Raw genomic sequence first — 19129 nt, 5'->3', positions numbered from 1 at the left:
TACGACCGGGAGGTCTGCTCCCGACGTCCAGAGACCGGATGACGGGCACCACGGTAGGCCGGCGCAGCAGACACGCATTCACCCGGGCAGGACTCCGACGCACGGGCCTGTTCACACCGTGTGATCTCAACGGATGTGGTATCCGGTGACGATGTCGAGGCTGATGGTGACCAACTGGTCCAGGTGGTTCCCGATCCACGGTGAGAGTTGTGCCGCCAGATGATCCCGCTGTTCCGCGTCCTGTACGAGGTGAGCCACCCCGGTGACCACCACGCTCCACCCGGTGCGTCCGACGGGATCGAACGTGTCGGCCTCGTAGGCCACCACCGCACCGTCTTGAGCGGGACCGAGGAGCGCTGCACCGCTGTGGGTACGCACAGCGATCACATCGTTCACCAGGACGTGGTTGACCGGCCGGATCGCCGGCAGCGCCTGGTGGCTGAACACCACCCGGCCGATCGGCACGCTCTTCAGCAGCGCGAGCGCCTCGAAGCGGGTCATCGACCTGGCACGGTCATCATGACGCAGCGCCATCAGGCCGGCCCCTTTCCCGGGCCGAGAGGCAGCGCAGCGGCCGGAATCCCAGTGCGCCGCGAGAGTTCTGTACGGATGCGTGGCATGGGTCTCAGTCAGACATGGCACCCCCTCTGTCCGCCAGGGCTGAAGGTCCCCTCATCCACCGGGCAATTCTCATGCCCGCACACCTCACCCGAGTCCATGGGCCGTTCGACCCCTATCAGTAGCGACTTCTCGGCCGACCGGCCCCTCCTCCGGGGCCGGTGGGCCCCTGTCCGCCTTCCGGCACCGAGGCGGCGGCAGCCGCCTGCTACACAGGTGGTGGCGGCAACACAGCCGCCCCCGCTCCCCCGCCACGGTCTTCCTGAGGAGTCCCATGCTGTCCGCCGAATCGGCTGCGATGATCCGCGCCACCCTGCCCGCCGTCGGCGGGGCACTGGACGAGATCACCACCCGCTTCTACAACTCCATGTTCGCCGACCATCCCGAACTCCTGGACGGGATGTTCAACCGCGGAAACCAGGCCAGCGGCGCCCAGCGCAGAGCCCTGGCGGGCTCCATCGCCGCCTTCGCCGGGGCTCTGCTCGCCGACCCCGACACCCGCCCGGATGCTCTGCTGGCCCGTATCGCCCACAAGCATGTCGCAGTCGGCGTCACCGACGACCAGTACACCATCGTCCACAAGTACCTCTTCGCCGCCATCGTCGACGTCCTGGGAGAGGCGTTCACCCCCGAAGTGGCGGCCGCCTGGGACGAGGTGTACTGGCTGATGGCAGGGGCGCTCATCGCTCAGGAAGCCCGCCTCTACCTCGAGGCCCAGGTCCGGCCCGGGCATCCCTGGCAGCAGTGGACCGTTGCCGAACGCCGTGAAGAGACCCCGGACACGGTGTCCTTCCTGCTGCGCCCGGCGGACGGCGGCACCGCACCACCGGCCCGCGCGGGCCAGTACGTGAGCGTGCGGGTGAAGATGCCGGACGGCGTCCACCAGCTGCGCCAGTACAGCCATTCCTCCGCCCCCGAAAGCCAGACGCGGCGCATCACCGTCAAGCGAGTCCACGGCGACAACACACCCGACGGCGAGGTGTCCAGCCTCCTGCACTCCACCGTCCAGGCCGGCGACGAACTCACCCTTTCCGTGCCCTTCGGTGATGTCGTCCTCGACGACACGGACCGCCCGGTGATCCTCGCATCCGCGGGCATCGGCTGCACTCCCATGATCGGCATCCTCGAACACCTGGCGGCCACCGGATCTACCCGCCCCGTGCACGTACTGCACGCCGACCTCTCGCCCGCCGACCACGCACTGCGCGCCGACACCCACCGCCTCGTCCACCAACTGCCCAGCGCACAGGCCATGTTCTGGTACGAACAACCCGGCGCCCCGGAGCCGGAAGCCCGCAGCGGGCTCATGAACCTCGACGGCCTCAGCGTGCCGGCCGATGCCAGCGTGTACCTGTGCGGACCGCTTCCGTTCATGCGGGCGATACGCGGCCAGTTGCTCCACGCAGGAGTGCCCGCGCGGAACATCCAGTACGAGGTCTTCGGCCCCGATCTGTGGCTCGCCGACACCTCGGCCTGACTCGTACGGTGACCGGGGCGGCCCGCGTTGCCGATGCGGCGGCCGTCGGCGCGAAGGAGCACAACATGACCAGTACCCGCCCGCGGCACGGGCCGGCGCCGCACGGCACCGCCACCTGGACTGGCCGTCCGCACGATCTACCGCACACGCGGCCGCCGCACCGCTGCCCGGTGTCCCGAGGCCCCTGGTCGGGGCCGTGGGCGGTGTGCTGGCCGAGCCGGTTGCCGCCCGCGCCCCCATGCCCCCGCCGACTGCTCCGCGATGGACGGCTGGGCCGTGCACGGCAGCCCGCCCTTGCGGCTCACCGGAACCGTGCTGGCCGGCGATCCGCCCATCGGGCCCATTTCTTCGGGCACTGCCGTGGCCATCGCCACCGGGGCCGCACTGCCCACGGGACCGAAGCAGTTGTTCGCAGCGCACACGGAACAGTCGGCCCACCGGGAATGCCGCGGCCACACCCCGGCAGCAACTCTCCCCGGCCCGGCACCGACATCAGGTACAGCGGAGAGGAGGCCGCCGAAGGCGAGATTCTCCTTGCAGCGGGGCAGGCACTCTCCCACCGGCCGTAGGACCGGCCGCTGCCGGCGGCAACGACTACGTCCGAATCCACCGGCTCCCAGCGGGGAGCGTACTGGTACCGGTACCAGTACCGGTACCGGGTGACGAACTGCCACCGAAGGAGTGCCCGTTCCAGGCGGAGTCCACGACGCGTTCGGGCCGCAACTGCCGGCCTGGCTCACCGCTCTGGGCGCCGGCGGCCTGTGCTTGCAGCATCTCCCCGGCAGCCTCAGCAGTTCGCAGGCTGCGGCCGCCCGCGAACTGGCCGCCTGCGACGTGATCGTCAGTACCGGCGGTAGTGCGCGTGGTCCCGTGGACCAGGTGAGGGCCTGCATCGAAGGGCTCGGCGGGCACGTCCTCATCGATGGTGTCGCCGTACACCCGGGCATCCGATGATCCTGGCCGAACTGCCGGACAAGCGCTGGTGGGTGGCACTTCCGGGCAACCCCCTGGCCGCGTGCGCCACCCTCACAACCCTTCTCCGGCCTCTCCTGGCGGCCCTGCGGGACTCACCGCCGCCCCGCACCGGGCGGGCCCGCATGGCCGCCGGTGTGTCTGCACCACCCGGCGAGCACCGGCTCCTTCCCTACCGCCACTGGAATGCGTGGAGGCACCCTCGCGACGGCACCAGCGCCTGCCCTCCTGGTCCCGGTCGGCCGGACGGAGAAGGCCGAATGGCCCTGCTGCCCGCTCGGCCAGTAGCCGAATCTGAGGATCGAGCCGCTGATGGAGGCCGGGGGATGCCCGTGCCGGACCGTGCGGCCGTGAGTGAGACGGAGAGGGAGGCCATGCGCCAGACGAAAGAAGCGGCGACCGAGGAGCGGCCGGATGCGGGTGGGCCGATCCCGCCCGGTGCCCGGCCGGTGGTGATGCTGGCGCTGGCCACACTGGGATTCGCGATCAACTTCTGGGCATGGGCCCTGCTCAGTCCGCTGGGGCCGCAGTTCAAGGACACGCTGCTGCTCAGCTCCTTCGAGCAGTCGCTGCTGGTCGCCGTGCCGGTCGTGGTGGGATCTCTCGGCCGGATTCCCGTGGGCGCCCTGACCGACCGGTTCGGCGGGCGGGTGATGTTCCCGCTGGTGTCGGCCGCGACGGTGATTCCGGTGCTGTTCCTGGGCCTGGCCGGCCACTCTTCCTTCGCCGCGCTGCTGGTAGGCGGATTCTTCCTCGGTATCGGCGGCACGGCGTTCGCCGTCGGCGTGCCCTTCGTGAGCGCCTGGTTCCCGCCCGAGCGGCGCGGCCTGGCCATCGGGATCTTCGGAGCGGGAATGGGCGGCACCGCGATCAGCGCGCTCACCACGGTGAAGCTAGTCGACGCCCACGGCACAGCCAACCCCTTCCTGATCACCGCCGCCGCGCTGGCCGCTTACGCGGTGCTGGCCGCCGTCATGCTGCGGGACGCCCCGGGACGCACCGCGCCGACCGAGCCGCTCGGCCACCGGCTGGCCACCGCCGCCCGCCTGGCCATCACCTGGCAGGCATCCGCCCTGTATGCGGTCGCGTTCGGTGGCTATGTGGCGTTCTCGGTGTACCTGCCGACCTACCTGAAGACCGGCTACGGACTCGGTCAGGCGGACGCGGCGAACCGTATGGCGGGATTCGTGCTGCTGGCGGTCGCGATGCGGCCGGTGGGCGGCTGGCTGTCGGACCGTGTGGGACCGACACGCGTGCTCACCGCGTCCATGGTGGTCGTGGTCATCGGCGCGGCCGTGCAGGCCACCACCCCGTCGCTGGCCCCGGCGGGCACCATCGCGTTCCTGGCCATGGCCGCCACCCTGGGCGCCGGCAGCGGTGCCACATTCGCCCTGGTCGCCCTGCTTTCCCCGGCGAACAAGGTCGGATCGGTCACCGGGATGGTCGGCGCGGCCGGCGGGCTGGGCGGATTCATCCCACCCCTGGTCATGGGCACCATCTACGGCGCCACCGCCTCCTACGCCCTGGGACTGGCCCTGCTGGCTGTCGTGGCGGCAGCCGCACTGGCCTACACCGTCACCGGCGTACGCCGGGCAACAGCCCGTGCCGCAACGCCCGACACCGCACCCGCACCCGCACCCGTGCGGTGAAGGAGGAAGCCTCATGTGTGAGTACTGCGGGTGCCAGTCGATCAAGGCCATCGCCGAACTGACCGCCGAGCACGACAGCGTGGTCAACCTGATCAGCAACGTGCGGGCCGCCCACCGCAGCGGCGACACCGCGGAGATGGCCCGGATGGCACGCCTGATCACGGCGCTCCTCCTCCCGCACACCCAAGTGGAAGAGCACGGCCTCTTCCCTCCCATGGCGGACGAGTTCCCCGAGCAGACCGCCGCGCTGGAGGACGAACACCGCCGAATCGAGACAGTACTGAGCGAGGCCACCGAAGGAATCCCGACCGACCCCGGCTGGCCCGGTCGGCTGATGGACGCACTGGCCCTGCTGCGCGAGCACATACTCAAGGAACAGGACGGCGTGTTCCCCGCGGCACTGGCGAACCTCGGCCCCGAGCAGTGGGACAGGGTGGACGCGGTACGCGCCCGCGTCACCGAGGCGGCCTCCACTCCAACCCAGTAGGACGCATTGTCTGCAGCACGCACTGGCCAACCAGCAGCGAGACGCTGGCCGCCCCGGCGTGGGCCGCCGCGCCCCATCATGGGCCCCGGGACGCCACGAAGAGACCCGCCATGGCCTGCGACACCACCGGAGACGAGGAGGAAGTGGAGCAGACCTGGCGCCTGGCCGAGGGCGTCATCTTCTGCGACCTGTCCGAACACGTGAGGTCCCGAGCGAAAGACACTGGAACATCGGGAAACACCAAGAAACACGCTCTGGTCCTGGTCACAGCCCCATAAGAAGATCGCACCACAGTTCAAGCCCGCGCCTTCTCGATGTACGGGGAGTTCAAGGAGCCGCTGTACGCCGCTCCCCCGCTGCCGCTGCGCATGGTGGACGCGGGTCGGCTCGGCCGGAAGTCCGGAGCCGGCTTCTACCCCTACGGCTGACGTCCGCCCGCCGCGGCGGGCAGCGGTCCCGCGCGGCCACCGCGCGCGGGGGCGGCAGCGGACGGCCAGGCGAGGCCGAGCAGCGCCACATCGTCGCTGAACCGGCCCCCGGTGTGGGCTTCGAGCGCCGCCCGCACCGACGGAACGGTGCCCGGCCCCGAACTGCTGCGCAGCAGCTCCTCATGCAGCGGGAAGGCCCGCCCACGCCTGCCGCGCACGTCCTGGGCGCCGTCGGTGTGCAGGAACAGCGTGTCGCCGGGGCCCAGGCGCAGACGGACGGGCGACGGCAGTAGCCCCGGGAGCGGGAAGGAACCGAGCGGCGGCAGCGGCACGGAACCGCTGACGGGCTCCGCCTCTCCTGCCCGGCCCGGCAGCAGCCAGGGCCACGGGTGTCCGCAGTTGCGCAGCTCGACCACCCCGTCCGACCGGATCTCGGCGAGCAGCAGGGTGGCGAAATGCTCGCACTCCTCGGTGCCCGGCTCGCGGTGGGGCGAGGACGTCCGCGGGCCGGCCCGGACGAGGGCGCGCTCCATCCGGCGCAGCAGCGCTTCGAGCGTCTCCGCCTCGTGCGCCGCCTCCCGGAAGCAGCCCAGAAGGGCGGAGACGGTGCCGACCGCGGCCAGACCGTGCCCGCGGACGTCCCCCATGACGACGCGCACTCCGTGCTCCGTCTCGACCGCGTCGTAGAGGTCGCCACCGATCACGGCACCGCGGGTCGCGGAGACGTGCGCGGCCTCCACCGCGAGGGGCCCGACCCGGGCGGGCAGCGGACCCAGCAGGGCGTCCTGCACCGCCGTGGCGATCGTGCGGCTGCGCTCCAGTTCCCGCAGCAGCAGCCGGCGACGGCCGGCTGTCACGTATCCGGCGGCGGCCACCGCCAGGAGTGTGGCGCAGGCGACGAGCCGGTCGGCCGGCTTCCCCTGCCCGCCGGCCCCCGCGGGCAGCAGGAGCAGCAGGGTGCACACGGCGCCCCCGAGCACGACGCAGAGCCGGCGGCCGGTGGCCGCGCAGGCCAGGGCCGGTGCCGCCGCCAGCAGCGGCAGGAGCGGGGTCCCGCCCGGGTCGCGGGCGTCCCACAGGAGCACACCGAGTATCCAGCCACCGGGAAGGGCGAAGGGCAGTACGCGCCGCGCTCCGGTCACGACCATGCCGTCAGCTCCCTCGCGCAGGCTCCGGTGGGGGCCGTCGGTGTCAGACAGGGGTCGGCCCCGGGGTGGCTGCATTCTGGCGAGCGAGAGCGGCGCTCCGGCGCACTCCCCACACTCCTCACCCGAACGAGTGATGAGGAGCCGATCGCGGCGAACGGCCGCCGCGACGGGTGCGGGGTGCTGCGACCGCGCTCGGCCACAGCACCCCGCACCGGCCGGGCTCAGGCGCCGCGCAGCTCCGCGGCGGTGTCCCGAACGGCGGCGGCGACGGCGGTGTCGCGGGCGGCGCTCGCCTCCTCCGCGGTCAGCGTCCGGTCGGGGGCCCGGAACCGCAGGGCGTACGCCAGCGACTTCCGACCGCCGCCGAGTTGCTCCCCGGTGAAGACGTCGAACAGCCGCACGGACTCCACGAGCTCCCCGGCGCCCCGGCGCAGCGCGGCCTCCACCTCGGCCGCGGGCACCGCGCCGTCCACCACGAGGGCGACGTCCCGGGTGGCGACCGGGAACGTGGACACCCGCGGTGCGGGGACCGGACCGGTGCCGGCGCGCTCGACCAGGTCGAGGTCGAGCTCCATGGCACCGGAGCGCTCCGGCAGCTGAAAGGCCCGGATCACCCTGGGGTGCAGCTCCCCCGCGTGCCCGACGTGCCGCCGCTCTCCGTCGATCTCGACGGAGAGCACCGCGCACCGGCCCGGGTGCCACGGCCCGAAGGCGCCGCGCTCGACCCGCAGCTCCGCGCCCGCGGCCCGGGCGACCGTACGGGCCGCCTCCACCGCGTCGGCCCACTCCGCCGGGCGCCCGGCCCCCCACCAGCCGCTCGGCTCGCGGGGCCCCGCCAGCACGGCGGCGGCATGCCGCGGCTGGTCGGGCAGGACGGCGTCCAGCGCGGCCAGCTGCGCGTCGTCCGGCCTGTGGTCGACCGGCAGGTGCACCGGCGCGGTGGTGCCCTCACGGCCGAGGAAGACCAGTCCGGTCTCGTACAGGGCCAGCCCGGCACCCGCCTGGCTGCCCCGGCCGTCGTTGCGCCGCAGGGCGGCGAGCAGGCCCGGCAGCAGCGTGGTGCGCAGCGCCGGCTCCTCGTCGGAGAGCGGATTGACGAGCCGGACGACCCGGCGGCGGTGGTCGTCCGGGGGCAGCCGGAGCCGGTCGAGGACCTCCTCACCGAGGAAGGGGTAGTTCAGGCTCTCGACGTACCCGGCGGCGGCCAGGGCGCGGCCCACCCGGCGATGCGTGCGCTGCCGGTCGGTGAGCCCCCGCCCGGCAGGCGGCTTCGGCAGGGTGGAGGGGAGTTGCTCGTAGCCCTCCAGCCGGACGACCTCCTCCGCGAGGTCGTTCGGGTCACGGAGGTCGGGGCGCCAGCTCGGCACGGTGACCGTCAGCTCGTCGGAGCCGTAGACATCGCAGCCGACCTGCTGGAGGCGGCGCACGACCGTCTCGCGTCCGTAGGACATCCCGGCCACCCGGTCGGGGTGCCCGGCCGGGAGCAGCACGGTGTGCGGGGCGCCGGGGGCCACCACCTCGGTGACGCCGGCCTCGGCGGTGCCGCCGGCGAGCAGCACCAGCAGGTCCACCGTCCGCTGAGCGGCGGCCGAGGTGGCCTCCGGGTCGGCGCCCCGCTCGAAGCGGCGGGACGCCTCCGAGCCGAGCCGGTGCCGGCGCGCGGTGCGGGCGACGGTGACGGGGTCGAAGTGGGCGGCCTCGACGACGATCTCACGGGTGCCCTCGACCTCGCCGGTGGCGCCGTCCACGACCGCGTCCGCGATCTCGGTGTGGGCACCGCCCATGAGCCCGGCGAGCCCGATCGGCCCGGAGTCGTCGGTGATCACCAGGTCCTCGGGGTCGAGCACCCGCTGGGTGCCGTCCAGAGTGGTGAGCGTCTCGCCCCGCTCCGCGCGGCGCACGCCGATCGGACCGTCGATCCGGGAGCGGTCATAGGCGTGCAGCGGCTGGCCGAGTTCCAGCATCACGTAGTTGGTGATGTCCACGGCGAGTGAGACGGGCCGCATGCCGGCCTTCTCCAGCCGCCGCCGGAGCCAGATCGGGGACCGCGCGTCCGGGCGGACACCGGTCACCGACCGGGCGGTGAAGCGGTCGCAGGCGACCGGGTCGGCGACCTCGACGTGCGGTCCGTGGCCGTTCGGCGGAGGGGCGTCGATGAGCGCCGGGTCACGCAGCGGAACGCCGTAGGCGATCGCCGCCTCCCGGGCGATGCCGCGGATCGACAGGCAGTAGCCGCGGTCCGGGGTGACGGCGATGTCGAGGACCTCGTCGACGAGCTGGAGCAGTTCGATCGCGTCGGTGCCGACCTCGTGCTCCGGCGGCAGCACGATGATGCCGTCGTGGTCGTCGGAGATGCCCAGCTCGGCCGCCGAGCAGATCATGCCCTCGGAGACGCGGCCGTAGGTCTTGCGGGCGGAGATCGCGAAGCCGCCGGGCAGCACTGCGCCGGGGAGCACCACGACGACCTTGTCGCCGACCTCGAAGTTCCGCGCACCGCAGATCAGGTTCTGCGGCTCACCGGTGCCGTTGGCGTCGCCGACGTCCACCTGGCAGTACCGGATCGGCTTCCTGAACTCGGTGAGCTCCTCGACGGCGAGGACCTCACCGACGACCAGCGGGCCCTTGAGCCCCGTGCCGAGGCGGTCGACGGTCTCGACCTCCAGCCCGGCGGCGATGAGTTTCGCTGCGACGTCCCGGCCGGTCTCCGCGGCCGGCACCTCGACGTACTCCCGCAGCCAGGAAAGCGGGGCCCGCATCAGATCTCCATCCCGAACGGCCGGGTGAAACGGACGTCTCCCTCGACCATGTCTCGCATGTCCTCGACGTTGTGGCGGAACATCAGCATCCGCTCGATGCCGAAACCGAAGGCGAAGCCGCTGTACTTCCGCGGGTCCACGCCGCAGGCGGTGAGCACCCGGGGGTTGACCATTCCGCAGCCCCCGAGCTCGATCCAGCCCTCGCTGGAGCAGGTCCGGCAGGGCCGGTCCGGGTCGCCGACGGACGCGCCCCGGCAGGCGAAGCAGACCATGTCCATCTCGGCGGAGGGCTCGGTGAACGGGAAGTACGAGGGGCGCAGCCGGGTACCGAGGCCCTCGCCGAACAGTGCCCGGACCATGTGGTCCAGGGTGCCCTTGAGGTCCGCCATGGTCAGTCCCTCGTCCACGGCCAGCAGCTCGACCTGGTGGAAGACGGGAGTGTGGGTGGCGTCCAGTTCGTCGGTGCGGAACACCTTGCCCGGGCACACCACGTAGACGGGCGGCTCGCGGTCCAGGAGCGAGCGGATCTGCACCGGCGAGGTGTGGGTGCGCAGCACCACGCCGGACTCGCCCGCGGCGGACCCGGCGTCGCCGCCGGAGCCGTCGCCGCCCTGGAGGAAGAAGGTGTCCTGCATGGTGCGGGCGGGGTGGTCGGCGGCGATGTTGAGGGCGTCGAAGTTGAACCACTCCGCCTCGACCTCGGGCCCCTCGGCCACCTCGTAGCCCATCGCGACGAAGGTGTCCTCGACACGCTCCATCAGGGTGGTGAGCGGGTGGCGCGCGCCCGCGGGCTGCCGGTCGTAGGGCAGTGTGACGTCCACCGCCTCCTCGACCAGCACCCTCTCGTCGCGCTCGGCCTCCAGCTCCTCCTGGCGGGCCTTGAGCGCCTTGTTGACCGCGCCGCGGGCGGTGCCGACGCGTTTGCCCGCGTCCGCCTTCGCCTGCGGCGGCAGTGCGCCGATCTCGCGGTTGGCCAGGGCGAGGGGGGACCGGTCACCGGCGTGCGCGGCCTTGGCCTCGCGCAGCTCGTCGAGATCGCCGGCCGCCGAGATCGCGGCGAGCGCCGCGTCCCTGGCCCGGTCGATCGCTTCCGGTTTCAGTGCCTCGACCTCGACAGGGTCGTACGACTTGTTGGGTGCCGACATCTCTTCCCGTGCTTCCGGTTGGCTGGCTGCGCGCCCTGCCCCACGACGTGTGGCGCCAAAGGTGCCAAAGGTCGAGTCTAAGGGGAGAAGCGCCGTGTCAGGGACGTGGAGGAGCCCGGGACGGTTCCCGGGCCCGGATCAGGCCAGGGCGGGGGGCAGGCCCACGGGCAGGGTGAATCGGAACTCGGCTCCGCCGCCGGCCGAGCGTCCCACCGTGATGGTGCCGCCGTGCGCCTCGACGATCCCCTTCACGATGTAGAGGCCCAGTCCGGTGCCACCGCGCTTGCTGCCCCGCCAGAAGCGGGTGAAGACGCGGCTGAGGGACTCCGCGGGGATTCCGGGACCCTCGTCGCTCACGGTGACCGTGGTTCCTTCCGGGTGGACGGCGGTGGGCGCGGCGGGCGCCACGTCGATCGTGACAGTTCCGGCACCGTGCCGCACCGCGTTTTCCAGCAGGTTGCCGAGCACCTGGTCGATCTTGTCCGGGTCGGCCCACAGGGCGGGCAGCCCGGTGGCCACCCGTGCGCTGAACCGCTCGGCGGGGGCGCCGGCGGCGATGTGGCTCCCCACATGGTGGTGGACGGCCGCCGGCAGGTCCACCGGCTGCTTGCGCAGCTCCAGCCGGCCCGAGTCGATGCGGGAGATGTCGAGCAGTTCGGCGATCAGCCGCGTCACCCGGTTGGCGTCGGACTCCACCGTTTCCAGCATGAGCCGCTTCTGGTCGTCGGTGAAGCGCTCCCACTTGGCGAGCAGGGTGGCGGTGAAGCCCTTCACGGAGGTCAGCGGGGAGCGCAGTTCGTGCGCGACGGTGGCGATCAGCTCGGCATGCCCCCGCTCGGTCCTGCGGCGGGCCTCCGTGCCGCGCAGCGCGACCACCAGCCGGTGGACCGGGCCGGTGGGAAAGGTGCGGACGTACCGGGCGGACACCAGGACCTCGCGGCCGCCGGGGAGCAGCAGGTTCCGTTCCGGTTGGCCGCGGCGGGTGGCGAGGCCGCCGTAGGGGTCGGTGAGCCGCCACCAGCGGTGGCCCTCCAGGTCCTCCAGCGGGAGCACCCGCTCGACCGGCCTGCCCAGGGCGTCCTCCGGGCGGAGGGCGGTGATCCGGGCGGCGGCGGCGTTGAAGCAGATCACCCGTCCCGTGCTGTCGGCCACCACGAGGCCGTCGGGGAGGTCGTCGGGGTCCAGGGCGGCCCCCGTCGGGGAGAGCGCAAGACCCGCGGGGCCGCCTCCCGCCCGGTCAGCGCCCTCGGAGGTGTGGACGTCCATGCCCGGCTGCACTCCTCGTCCCCCCCCTCGCGCGCCCTCGGCACCGTGGCAGGCGCGGCGTGTCGGTCCTTCCGGCCGCACCGGCCCGCAGATCAGCTCACCCTACTAGCTGGGAGTCACCGAGCGGCACCCTCCGGATGCACGCTGCGCACGGGCCGAGGCGTAGAGGCACACCGCGGCGGCGGTCGCCAGGTTGAGGCTCTCCGCCCGGCCGTGGATCGGCACCCGCACCACCGCGTCGGCCAGCGCCCGGGTCCCGGGCGGCAGTCCCCATGCCTCGTTGCCGAAGACCCAGGCGGTCGCACCGGCCATCGCACCGGCGTCGAGCTCCCCGTCGAGGTCCCGGTCACCGGCGCCGTCGGCCGCGAGCACCCGCACCCCGGCGGCGCGCAACCCGGCCAGGGCCTCGCCGACCGGGACTCCGACGGATACCGGCAGGTGGAAGTGCGAGCCGACGGACGCGCGCACCGCCTTGGGGTTGTAGAGGTCCACCGAGGCGTCGGTGAGGATCACCGCGTCGGCGCCGGCGGCGTCCGCGCAGCGCAGCACCGTTCCGGCGTTGCCGGGATCGCGGACGTGGGCGAGTACCGCGACCAGCCGCGGCCGGCCGGCCAGGACGCGGTCCAGCGGCAGGTCCAGGAAGCGGCAGACGCCGATCAGGCCCTGCGGGGTCACGGTCTGCGCGATATCGGCCAGAGTGGCGTCCGAGGCCAGTCGGACCGGCACGCCCGCCCCGGCGGCCGCGTCCACGATGTCGGCGTGGCGTTCGGCGGCCTCGGCCGTCGCGAAGAGCTCGACCAGGGTGGGCGGCTGCCCGTCGTCCGCCGGGCGGTGCGCGACCGCTTCCCGGACGGCCTGCGGTCCCTCGGCGAGGAAGCGCCGCTCCTTGGCGCGGGCGTTGCGGCGGGCCAGCCGGCGGGCGGCGGCGACCCTGGGGTTGTGCGGGGAGATCAGCTCGGCAGTGCCCATGCGGCGCGTACTCGCTTCTGGTGGTCCGGTCCGGGGCGTCGCGGCCGTTCCGCAGCGGGACGGCCGGCCTCCCGCGTGCGCGGCGGCCGGATGCGCCTGCGGCGGGGGCGGGACGCACCGGACCCGCAGGCGGTTGCCGCCTGCGGGTCCGGTTGCGCGCGGTGCGGGAGCGGGTCAGGCCGCCTTCGGGGCGTTGACGTCGCTCGGAAGGGCCTTCTGGGCCACCTCGACGAGGGCGGCGAAGGCGTTCGGGTCGTTGACCGCGAGCTCCGCCAGCATCTTGCGGTCCACCACGACCTCAGCGGCCTTCAGGCCCTGGATGAAGCGGTTGTAGGTGATGCCGTTGGCCCGGGCAGCGGCGTTGATGCGCTGGATCCAGAGCTGGCGGAAGTCGCCCTTGCGCTTCTTGCGGTCGTTGTAGTTGTAGACGAACGAGTGGGTGACCTGCTCCTTCGCCTTGCGGTACAGGCGCGAGCGCTGCCCGCGGTAGCCGCTGGCCTGGTCGAGGATCGCCCGGCGCTTCTTGTGGGCGTTGACCGCCCGCTTGACGCGTGCCACGTGTTAACTCCTTGCAGCGGGGCCGAGGGGTTCCACTCGGCCCGGAAATCGATGGGGTCCCGGTCCGGTCAGGTCCCGTCCTCGCGTGGGGACGGGACACCGACTCACTTGCCGAGAAGCTTCTTGATCTTCTTGGCGTCGCCCGGAGCCATCTGGGAGGTGCCCGCGAGGCGACGGGTCAGCGTCGACGGCTTGTGCTCAAGGTAGTGGCGGCGACCCGCGCGCTGACGCATCACCTTGCCGGTGCCGGTGATCTTGAAGCGCTTGCTCGCACCGCTGTGCGTCTTGTTCTTCGGCATGTCGCCGTACTCTCCTCGTCGGTGGCGCTCCGCCGCGGGCCGGCCCGGTGGCGTGGACCGGCAGGCGGAAACGTCCTGTGTGTCGGTTGTGGGTCCGGAACCGGTGTTCCGGGCGAAGCTCAGGCCTCGGCGGGCTCTTCGACCGGCTCCTCGACCTCGGCGGCACCCGGCTGGCGAGCGGCCTTGCGGGCGGCCTGTGCCTCGCGGGCCTCGGCCATCGCCTCGGTCTTCTTCTTGTGCGGACCGAGGACCATGATCATGTTTCGGCCGTCCTGCTTGGGCGCGGACTCGACGAAGCCCAGGTCCTGGACGTCCTCGGCGAGCCGCTGGAGCAGACGGCGACCCAGCTCGGGGCGCGACTGCTCGCGACCGCGGAACATGATCGTGATCTTTACCTTGTCCCCCTGCTTGAGGAACCGGACGACGTGACCCTTCTTGGTGTCGTAGTCGTGCGGGTCGATCTTCGGCCGGAGCTTCATCTCCTTGATGACCGTGTGCGCCTGGTTCTTGCGCGCCTCACGGGCCTTCATGGCCGACTCGTACTTGAACTTCCCGTAGTCCATGAGCTTGCACACCGGCGGGCGTGCGGTCGCAGCGACCTCGACCAGGTCCAGGTCGTACTCCTGCGCGAGCTCCAGTGCCTTGGCAAGCGGCACGATGCCGACCTGTTCACCACTGGGACCGACGAGTCGCACCTCGGGGACACGGATCCGGTCGTTGATGCGGGGCTCGGCGCTGATGGGGCCTCCTCGGTTGCACTACGCGATTGTCTGGCGGACAACCACGTCAATGTCAGTTTCGGTGTGACCACCCGACGAGAGGAAGCGCAAAGAAGAAACGCCCCGGACGGGACACAGGCGGGGCTCCTCACACAGACCGGGAGCACCGCCACGATTCACCGCGGGGCGCAGCCTGACCGTTGACCCGCCGGCCGAACCGGTCAGGTGGGAGATCGGAGCCTCCACTTGCGGGTCGGACACACAGATGTCCGACCGGTCGCCGTCCATGTTACACGACGTGCACGGCGGGCGATCCCGCCCGGACGCCGCCGGTCGGGCGGCGGCCCGGCCCGTAGGCTGGCGGCAGCACCGACCCCGGCCGCACGGCCGCCCCCGGCCCGTCCGACTCCGACGGGCCCCGACGGACAGAGCAAAGAGAGCCATGACCGACGCCACACCCCAGCCGGACGACGACCTGCCGGCCGCCGGACAGGACGCCACCCCTCTCGACAACCGCCCCGAGGACGACGGTGCCGCGGCCCCGCAGTCGACGTCCACGGCTCCGGGCCCCGACTTCGACTCCCTGACCCGCGACATCGCCGACGTGCCGGCGGTCGAGGTCATCACCACCGTGGCCGTGCACCTGATGAGCTCGGCCGCGGTCAACCTCGGCCTGGCCGAGGAGGGCGAGCAGCACAAGGACCTGGACGAGGCACGGAAGCTGATCCAGGCGCTCGCCGGGTTGATCACCGCGGCGGCGACCGAGATCGGCACGTACCACGCCGCCCCGCTGCGCGACGGGCTGAAGTCGCTGCAGCTCGCCTTCCGGGAAGCCTCCGCGGTGCCCGACGAGCCCGGCCAGGGGCCCGGCGAGAAGTACACCGGCCCGCTCCACGGCTGAGCACCCCCGAGAGGGCCGGTGCCTTGCCGTACCGTGCGGTGACGAGGGGGGAACTGGAGCGTTCAGCGGCGGTAGAACGGAACCCCGGGCGGGCTGCCGCCGGGCGGGAGCAGGGCGAGGTCCAGACCGGCGACCAGGTGCTCGCGGAGCACCGGGTCCCGGGCCAGCGCCGCCGCGACCCGGCCCGCCACCGCGCGGGCCGGCGCATCCGGGTCGAGTTCGAGGGCGAGCGTGCCGTCGGCCTCTCCCCCGCCGGCCAGCCGGGCCGTCCGCACCGCCGGTTCGACGGCCAGGACGGCCCGTACGGCGTCGGTGACGGCCCCGTCCGACAGCGGACGGGGCGGTTTCGTACGGCCCTCGGCGAGGTCTCGCAGCGCGCGGCCGGTGAGCTGGTAGGTCACCGGGCCGGCCATGTCGAGGACGACCGTGCCGGCCTGCTCCTGCGCGGCGGCCTGCAGGGCCTGCGGCAGCCGGACCGCCACCGGCCGTGCGTCCGGACGCCACCGGGCGAGTGCGCCGGTGGACGTGAACGCGGGCAGGGCACGCCGGCCGTCCGGTGCGGTGAGGGTCGGCACGGCCATGTCGCTGGTCTTGTCCCTGCGGAGCCCGTCCGGCCCGGTCTCGGCCTCGCCGAGCATGGCGACCACGGGGACGAGCAACCGGGCGCCGGGCAGCGCGGCGAGCACCCGCGGTTCGGCACCCCGGTCCTGCGACCAGGCGGTGAGTGCCTCGGCGAGCACGGGGTCGGCCGCCCCGTCGTCCTCGGCGAACGCGGAGTCGGGGATGTTCTTGAGCGCCACCCGTCGAGGGTAGCCTCTGCCCGGTGAGCGGCACTCCCCGGCTGTCCGTCTCCGCCTGCGACCCGGCGGGCGGTGTGCTGCTGCACCGCGGCGGCGGCCGGTTCCCGACCGCCAGCGTGGTGAAGGTGCAAATCACCGCCGCCCTGCTGCTGGCCGCGCAGGATGCGGGCCGTCCGCCCAGCCGGGCGGAGCGGGTGCTGGCCGGGGCGATGATCCGTGAGAGCGACAACGCCGCCGCCACCGCCCTGTGGCACGGCATCGGCGGGGCGCGGGGGCTGGAGGCCGCAGGTCGGCGCCTGGGTCTGGCGGCCACGACCGGCGGGGCGGACGGCTACTGGGGTTTGACCCGCACCACCGCCGCCGACCAGCTCGCCCTGCTCTCCGCTGTCTACGGCGGTGCCTCTCCGCTGCACGGGGGCTCCCGCGCGTGGCTGACCGCCCTGCTCCGCTCGGTCACCCCGCCCCAGCGCTGGGGTGTCTCCGCGGCCGGGGGCGTGGCCGCCGCGGGGGACGGCCCCTCCTGCGGGGGCGGCGGTCCGGCGACCGGGGTGAAGAACGGCTGGATGCCGCGGAGCGCCACCGGACGGTGGACCGTCAACAGCATCGGCCGGGTCGAGACGGCGGGGCGGACACTGCTGATCGCGGTGCTGTCCGAGGGACACCCGGACCTGGCGGCGGGGATCGCCGCCGTGGAGGCCGCGGCGTGCGGGGCTGCGGCCTCCCTCCTCCCTGCGGCGGCGTTCAGCCCCCGGGCGGGCGTCCGCGGTACAGGGTGACCGCTCCGGCGAGGAGCAGAACGCCGAGCGCCCCGGCGGCCAGCGGCAGCCAGTCGGCCGGGGAGACCCCCTCCGAGGGCGGACCACCGCCGAAGTGCTCGGTCCCGAAAGGCTCCGCCACGGGACTCTGCGGCTCGGGGGCGATGTTCCCGCCCACCTCGATCGCGGCGGCGGCGTTGACCACTCCGGTGCCGAGTGCGTCGTTGCGGCCCCCGGCCGGAGTGTTGTCCGCGGTGTCCGCGAGCAGGCGCTTCACCTGGGCGGGGCTGAGGTCCGGGTGGGCGGACCGCACCAGGGCGGCGGCTCCGGAGACCATCGCCGCGGCGGCGCTCGTCCCCCAGCCCGAGTAGTAGGTGCCGTCCGGGTCCGCTATCACGATGTCCTTGCCCGGGGCGCTGACCGTGGTGTACCAGCGCCGGGTGGAGAACGAGGCGCGGGCTCCGTAGCGGTCGACCGCGGTGACCGCGATCACGCCCGGGTAGGCGGCCGGATACGAGGCCCGGTCGCCTTCCTCGCCGCCGTTGCCCGCCGAGGCCACTACGACCGCGCCCTTGCGCAGCGCGTAGCGGACGGCGGCGTCCTCCCGCGGATCGGGGTGCGCCGACTCGCTGTCGTCCCCCAGCGAGAGGTTGACGACGTCCGCCCCGTTGTCGACGGCCCAGCGGATTCCCTCGGCCAGTGCCCCGCTGCGGGAGCTGCGGGCCCGGCTGCGCTCGGGGTCGCCGTCCTCCAGCAGGACCCGCACCGGAAGCACCTCCGCCTCGGGCGCGACGCCCAGGACACCGTCCTCGCCGCCGGGCCCGTGTCCGCGGCCGGCAATGATGCCCGCCATCGCGGTCCCGTGCCGGGCCCAGGCGCGATCACCGCGGGACGCGCCGAAACCCACCACGTCCTTGCCCGGCAGCGTCGCGCCCTTCAGGTCCGGATGCCGGTCGTCGACACCGGTGTCGAGCACCGCGACGGTGACGCCGGCCCCCTTGGTGGTCTCCCAGGCGACGCGCGCGCCGACGCTCTCCAGCGGCCACTGCTGCTCCCTGATGGTGTCCGCGGCGGCGGGGGCGGCGGCGGCGAACAGCATCAGTACGGCGGCGATCAGAGCCGCCGCACGGCGGGCGGGGGTCATCGGGCCTCCTCGTCGCTGTTCTGCGGTGCGGGCCGGACGGCCCGTTCGACCCGGTCGGCGATGCCGCGCGCGTCGTGGCCCAGACCGGCCTGGGCGGCGGCGCTCGTCACGCCCTCGGCGGTGGCCGACGCCACCGGCTGCGGGTCGCTCACCGTCCGCCCGTCGGCGAACCCGGTCACCGCGTAGACGACGACCGGGACGTCCTCGCGAATCCGTATCGTCCACGCGGCCCGCTGGGCGTCGCCGAACTCGGCTGCTGGAGTGCCCCGTTCGGCATAGGCCCGGGGCATCAGATCGGTCCGCTCGCCGAGCTCCTCCTCGGCGAAGCGGCTCCGGAGCGCGCGCATCCCGCCGGGGCCGCTGTCGGTGAAGAGCAGGCCGACGGTGGTGACGCTGGTCGCGGTCTCGTCGACGTACGTCGCCCTTACCAGGCGGTGGCACCCCACCGGAGCCAGCGCCTTGGCGAGGAGTTCGTCGAAGGCCCGGGCGCAGCCGCTGTCGCGCGCGACAGCGACCCGCGCCCAGCGGCGGTCCGCGGCGCCCGGCCCGGCCCCCTCCCCCTCCAGCGCGGGCGGGAAGATCTCGTCCACCGGAGTCGTGCGCCACAGCTCGCGCGCCTCGGTGAAGACGGCCTCCGGCCCGGTGCGGTCCGGGGCTCGCGTGAGCCAGCCGCCGACCCCCGCACCACCGAGCAGTCCGATACCCAGCACCAGGCAGGCCGCGGCGGCGACGGTACGGGAGCGACCGGTGGCGACGCGGATGCGGCTCTCGGCCGCGTGCCCGCGGACGGTCGCGGTCCGCAGAGCGGCCGGTGGGGGGCCGGGCGGCGGGGGCGGGCCAGCGGGCCGCGGCGGCGGAGGTGGTGCGGGCACTCTCGACGGGTCCGCCTCTGTGCTCACCGGCACCCCCTCGTTCTCGGTACGGCCCGGACTCCGTTCACGGGCAGGCCGGTTGCCGACCCGACGACGCGCGTGGTCCGGCCGGTCACAGTGTGTGCGTCACTCTACGGTGGGCTGCCACCCGTGCGGCAACCCGCTC

Annotated in this window: 18 protein-coding genes and 1 pseudogene; 7 read left to right on the top strand and 12 right to left on the bottom strand. The window is 73.4% G+C overall.

Annotated features, from left to right (window positions below; translation table 11 throughout):
- Window positions 1-126: 126 nt before the first annotated feature.
- Window positions 127-534 (bottom strand): pyridoxamine 5'-phosphate oxidase family protein, encoded by a 408-nt coding sequence (locus H300_RS28705; RefSeq protein ID WP_037981560.1) that lies wholly within the window; start codon window positions 532-534, stop codon window positions 127-129.
- 358 nt (window positions 535-892) lie between these two features.
- Here H300_RS28705 and H300_RS0122310 point away from each other — a divergent pair, with 358 nt between their 5' ends.
- The 5 genes and pseudogenes from H300_RS0122310 to H300_RS30745 form a co-directional block, all read left to right on the top strand.
- Window positions 893-2095 carry a globin domain-containing protein gene (locus tag H300_RS0122310; RefSeq protein WP_028429152.1) on the top strand — a complete coding sequence of 401 codons (1203 nt, stop codon included), beginning with the start codon at window positions 893-895 and terminating at the stop codon, window positions 2093-2095.
- Between the two features lie 681 nt (window positions 2096-2776).
- A complete protein-coding gene (locus H300_RS29590; RefSeq protein WP_028429151.1) occupies window positions 2777-3049 on the top strand; it encodes a molybdopterin-binding protein in 273 nt (90 codons plus the stop codon).
- A 473-nt stretch (window positions 3050-3522) separates the two neighbouring features.
- Complete coding sequence (locus H300_RS0122300) at window positions 3523-4716, top strand: nitrate/nitrite transporter (RefSeq protein ID WP_199779248.1); 1194 nt, start codon at window positions 3523-3525, stop codon at window positions 4714-4716.
- Between the two features lie 13 nt (window positions 4717-4729).
- Window positions 4730-5203, top strand: coding sequence for a hemerythrin domain-containing protein (locus H300_RS0122295; protein ID WP_028429149.1), 474 nt, complete (start codon window positions 4730-4732; stop codon window positions 5201-5203).
- A 290-nt stretch (window positions 5204-5493) separates the two neighbouring features.
- Window positions 5494-5631 (top strand): annotated as a pseudogene (locus H300_RS30745) (3-hydroxyacyl-CoA dehydrogenase family protein); the annotation flags it as partial.
- Here the strand turns inward: H300_RS30745 and H300_RS0122280 are convergent.
- The 8 genes from H300_RS0122280 to infC all read right to left on the bottom strand — a co-directional run bounded on the left by H300_RS0122280 (window position 5622) and on the right by infC (window position 14512).
- The gene (locus H300_RS0122280; RefSeq protein WP_028429148.1) at window positions 5622-6779 is read right to left on the bottom strand and encodes a PP2C family protein-serine/threonine phosphatase; all 1158 of its coding nucleotides are present in this window, start codon (window positions 6777-6779) and stop codon (window positions 5622-5624) included. The pseudogene H300_RS30745 and the gene H300_RS0122280 sit on opposite strands and share 10 nt — an antisense overlap.
- Before the next feature lie 221 nt (window positions 6780-7000).
- Window positions 7001-9535: a phenylalanine--tRNA ligase subunit beta gene (gene pheT, locus H300_RS0122275; protein WP_028429147.1), complete on the bottom strand. Its 2535-nt coding sequence runs from the start codon at window positions 9533-9535 to the stop codon at window positions 7001-7003.
- On the bottom strand, window positions 9535-10680 hold the full coding sequence (gene pheS, locus H300_RS0122270) for a phenylalanine--tRNA ligase subunit alpha (RefSeq protein ID WP_028429146.1): 1146 nt from the start codon (window positions 10678-10680) through the stop codon (window positions 9535-9537). The genes pheT and pheS overlap by 1 nt, the downstream gene beginning before the upstream one ends.
- 138 nt (window positions 10681-10818) lie before the next feature.
- Window positions 10819-11946, bottom strand: a complete 1128-nt coding sequence (locus H300_RS0122265) for an ATP-binding protein (RefSeq protein WP_028429145.1) — start codon at window positions 11944-11946, stop codon at window positions 10819-10821.
- Window positions 11947-12051: 105 nt separating this feature from the next.
- A complete protein-coding gene (locus tag H300_RS0122260; protein WP_028429144.1) occupies window positions 12052-12915 on the bottom strand; it encodes a TrmH family RNA methyltransferase in 864 nt (287 codons plus the stop codon).
- Between the two features lie 174 nt (window positions 12916-13089).
- On the bottom strand, window positions 13090-13473 hold the full coding sequence (rplT, locus tag H300_RS0122255; RefSeq protein WP_028429143.1) for a 50S ribosomal protein L20: 384 nt from the start codon (window positions 13471-13473) through the stop codon (window positions 13090-13092).
- Window positions 13474-13577: 104 nt separating this feature from the next.
- The gene (gene rpmI / locus H300_RS0122250) at window positions 13578-13772 is read right to left on the bottom strand and encodes a 50S ribosomal protein L35 (protein WP_028429142.1); all 195 of its coding nucleotides are present in this window, start codon (window positions 13770-13772) and stop codon (window positions 13578-13580) included.
- A 119-nt stretch (window positions 13773-13891) separates the two neighbouring features.
- Window positions 13892-14512 (bottom strand): translation initiation factor IF-3, encoded by a 621-nt coding sequence (gene infC, locus H300_RS0122245; RefSeq protein ID WP_078516231.1) that lies wholly within the window; start codon window positions 14510-14512, stop codon window positions 13892-13894.
- Between the two features lie 421 nt (window positions 14513-14933).
- On the opposite strand from infC, the gene H300_RS28695 reads away from it, so the two are divergent.
- Entirely contained in the window at window positions 14934-15392 is a 459-nt protein-coding gene (locus H300_RS28695; protein ID WP_486584008.1) for a DUF1844 domain-containing protein, read from the top strand.
- 62 nt (window positions 15393-15454) lie between these two features.
- Here the strand turns inward: H300_RS28695 and H300_RS0122235 are convergent, their stop codons facing one another.
- Window positions 15455-16192 carry an SseB family protein gene (locus H300_RS0122235; RefSeq protein WP_028429140.1) on the bottom strand — a complete coding sequence of 246 codons (738 nt, stop codon included), beginning with the start codon at window positions 16190-16192 and terminating at the stop codon, window positions 15455-15457.
- A gap of 23 nt (window positions 16193-16215) precedes the next feature.
- On the opposite strand from H300_RS0122235, the gene H300_RS28690 reads away from it, so the two are divergent.
- Complete coding sequence (locus H300_RS28690; protein WP_051270289.1) at window positions 16216-16968, top strand: serine hydrolase; 753 nt, start codon at window positions 16216-16218, stop codon at window positions 16966-16968.
- Here H300_RS28690 and mycP read toward each other — a convergent pair.
- Window positions 16934-18091 carry a type VII secretion-associated serine protease mycosin gene (gene mycP, locus H300_RS0122225; RefSeq protein WP_028429139.1) on the bottom strand — a complete coding sequence of 386 codons (1158 nt, stop codon included), beginning with the start codon at window positions 18089-18091 and terminating at the stop codon, window positions 16934-16936. The genes H300_RS28690 and mycP overlap by 35 nt on opposite strands.
- Window positions 18088-18990, bottom strand: coding sequence for a hypothetical protein (locus H300_RS28685; RefSeq protein WP_158678430.1), 903 nt, complete (start codon window positions 18988-18990; stop codon window positions 18088-18090). The genes mycP and H300_RS28685 overlap by 4 nt, the downstream gene beginning before the upstream one ends.
- Between the last annotated feature and the right edge of the window lie 139 nt (window positions 18991-19129).

The organism is Streptomyces sp. TAA040, from assembly GCF_000424845.1.
Note: the sequence above shows the minus strand (reverse complement) of the source record. Positions and strands in the feature narration are given on the sequence as shown.

Excerpts from the sequence above, each read along its gene's own strand:
- H300_RS28705 (WP_037981560.1), bottom strand. The coding sequence starts at position 534 with ATGGCGCTGCGTCATGATGACCGTGCCAGGTCGATGACCCGCTTCGAG.
- H300_RS0122310 (WP_028429152.1), top strand. The coding sequence starts at position 893 with ATGCTGTCCGCCGAATCGGCTGCGATGATCCGCGCCACCCTGCCCGCC.
- H300_RS0122300 (WP_199779248.1), top strand. The coding sequence starts at position 3,523 with ATGCTGGCGCTGGCCACACTGGGATTCGCGATCAACTTCTGGGCATGG.
- H300_RS0122295 (WP_028429149.1), top strand. The coding sequence starts at position 4,730 with ATGTGTGAGTACTGCGGGTGCCAGTCGATCAAGGCCATCGCCGAACTG.
- H300_RS0122280 (WP_028429148.1), bottom strand. The coding sequence starts at position 6,779 with ATGGTCGTGACCGGAGCGCGGCGCGTACTGCCCTTCGCCCTTCCCGGT.
- pheT (WP_028429147.1), bottom strand. The coding sequence starts at position 9,535 with ATGCGGGCCCCGCTTTCCTGGCTGCGGGAGTACGTCGAGGTGCCGGCC.
- pheS (WP_028429146.1), bottom strand. The coding sequence starts at position 10,680 with ATGTCGGCACCCAACAAGTCGTACGACCCTGTCGAGGTCGAGGCACTG.
- H300_RS0122265 (WP_028429145.1), bottom strand. The coding sequence starts at position 11,946 with ATGGACGTCCACACCTCCGAGGGCGCTGACCGGGCGGGAGGCGGCCCC.
- H300_RS0122260 (WP_028429144.1), bottom strand. The coding sequence starts at position 12,915 with ATGGGCACTGCCGAGCTGATCTCCCCGCACAACCCCAGGGTCGCCGCC.
- rpmI (WP_028429142.1), bottom strand. The coding sequence starts at position 13,772 with ATGCCGAAGAACAAGACGCACAGCGGTGCGAGCAAGCGCTTCAAGATC.
- H300_RS28695 (WP_486584008.1), top strand. The coding sequence starts at position 14,934 with ATGACCGACGCCACACCCCAGCCGGACGACGACCTGCCGGCCGCCGGA.
- mycP (WP_028429139.1), bottom strand. The coding sequence starts at position 18,091 with ATGACCCCCGCCCGCCGTGCGGCGGCTCTGATCGCCGCCGTACTGATG.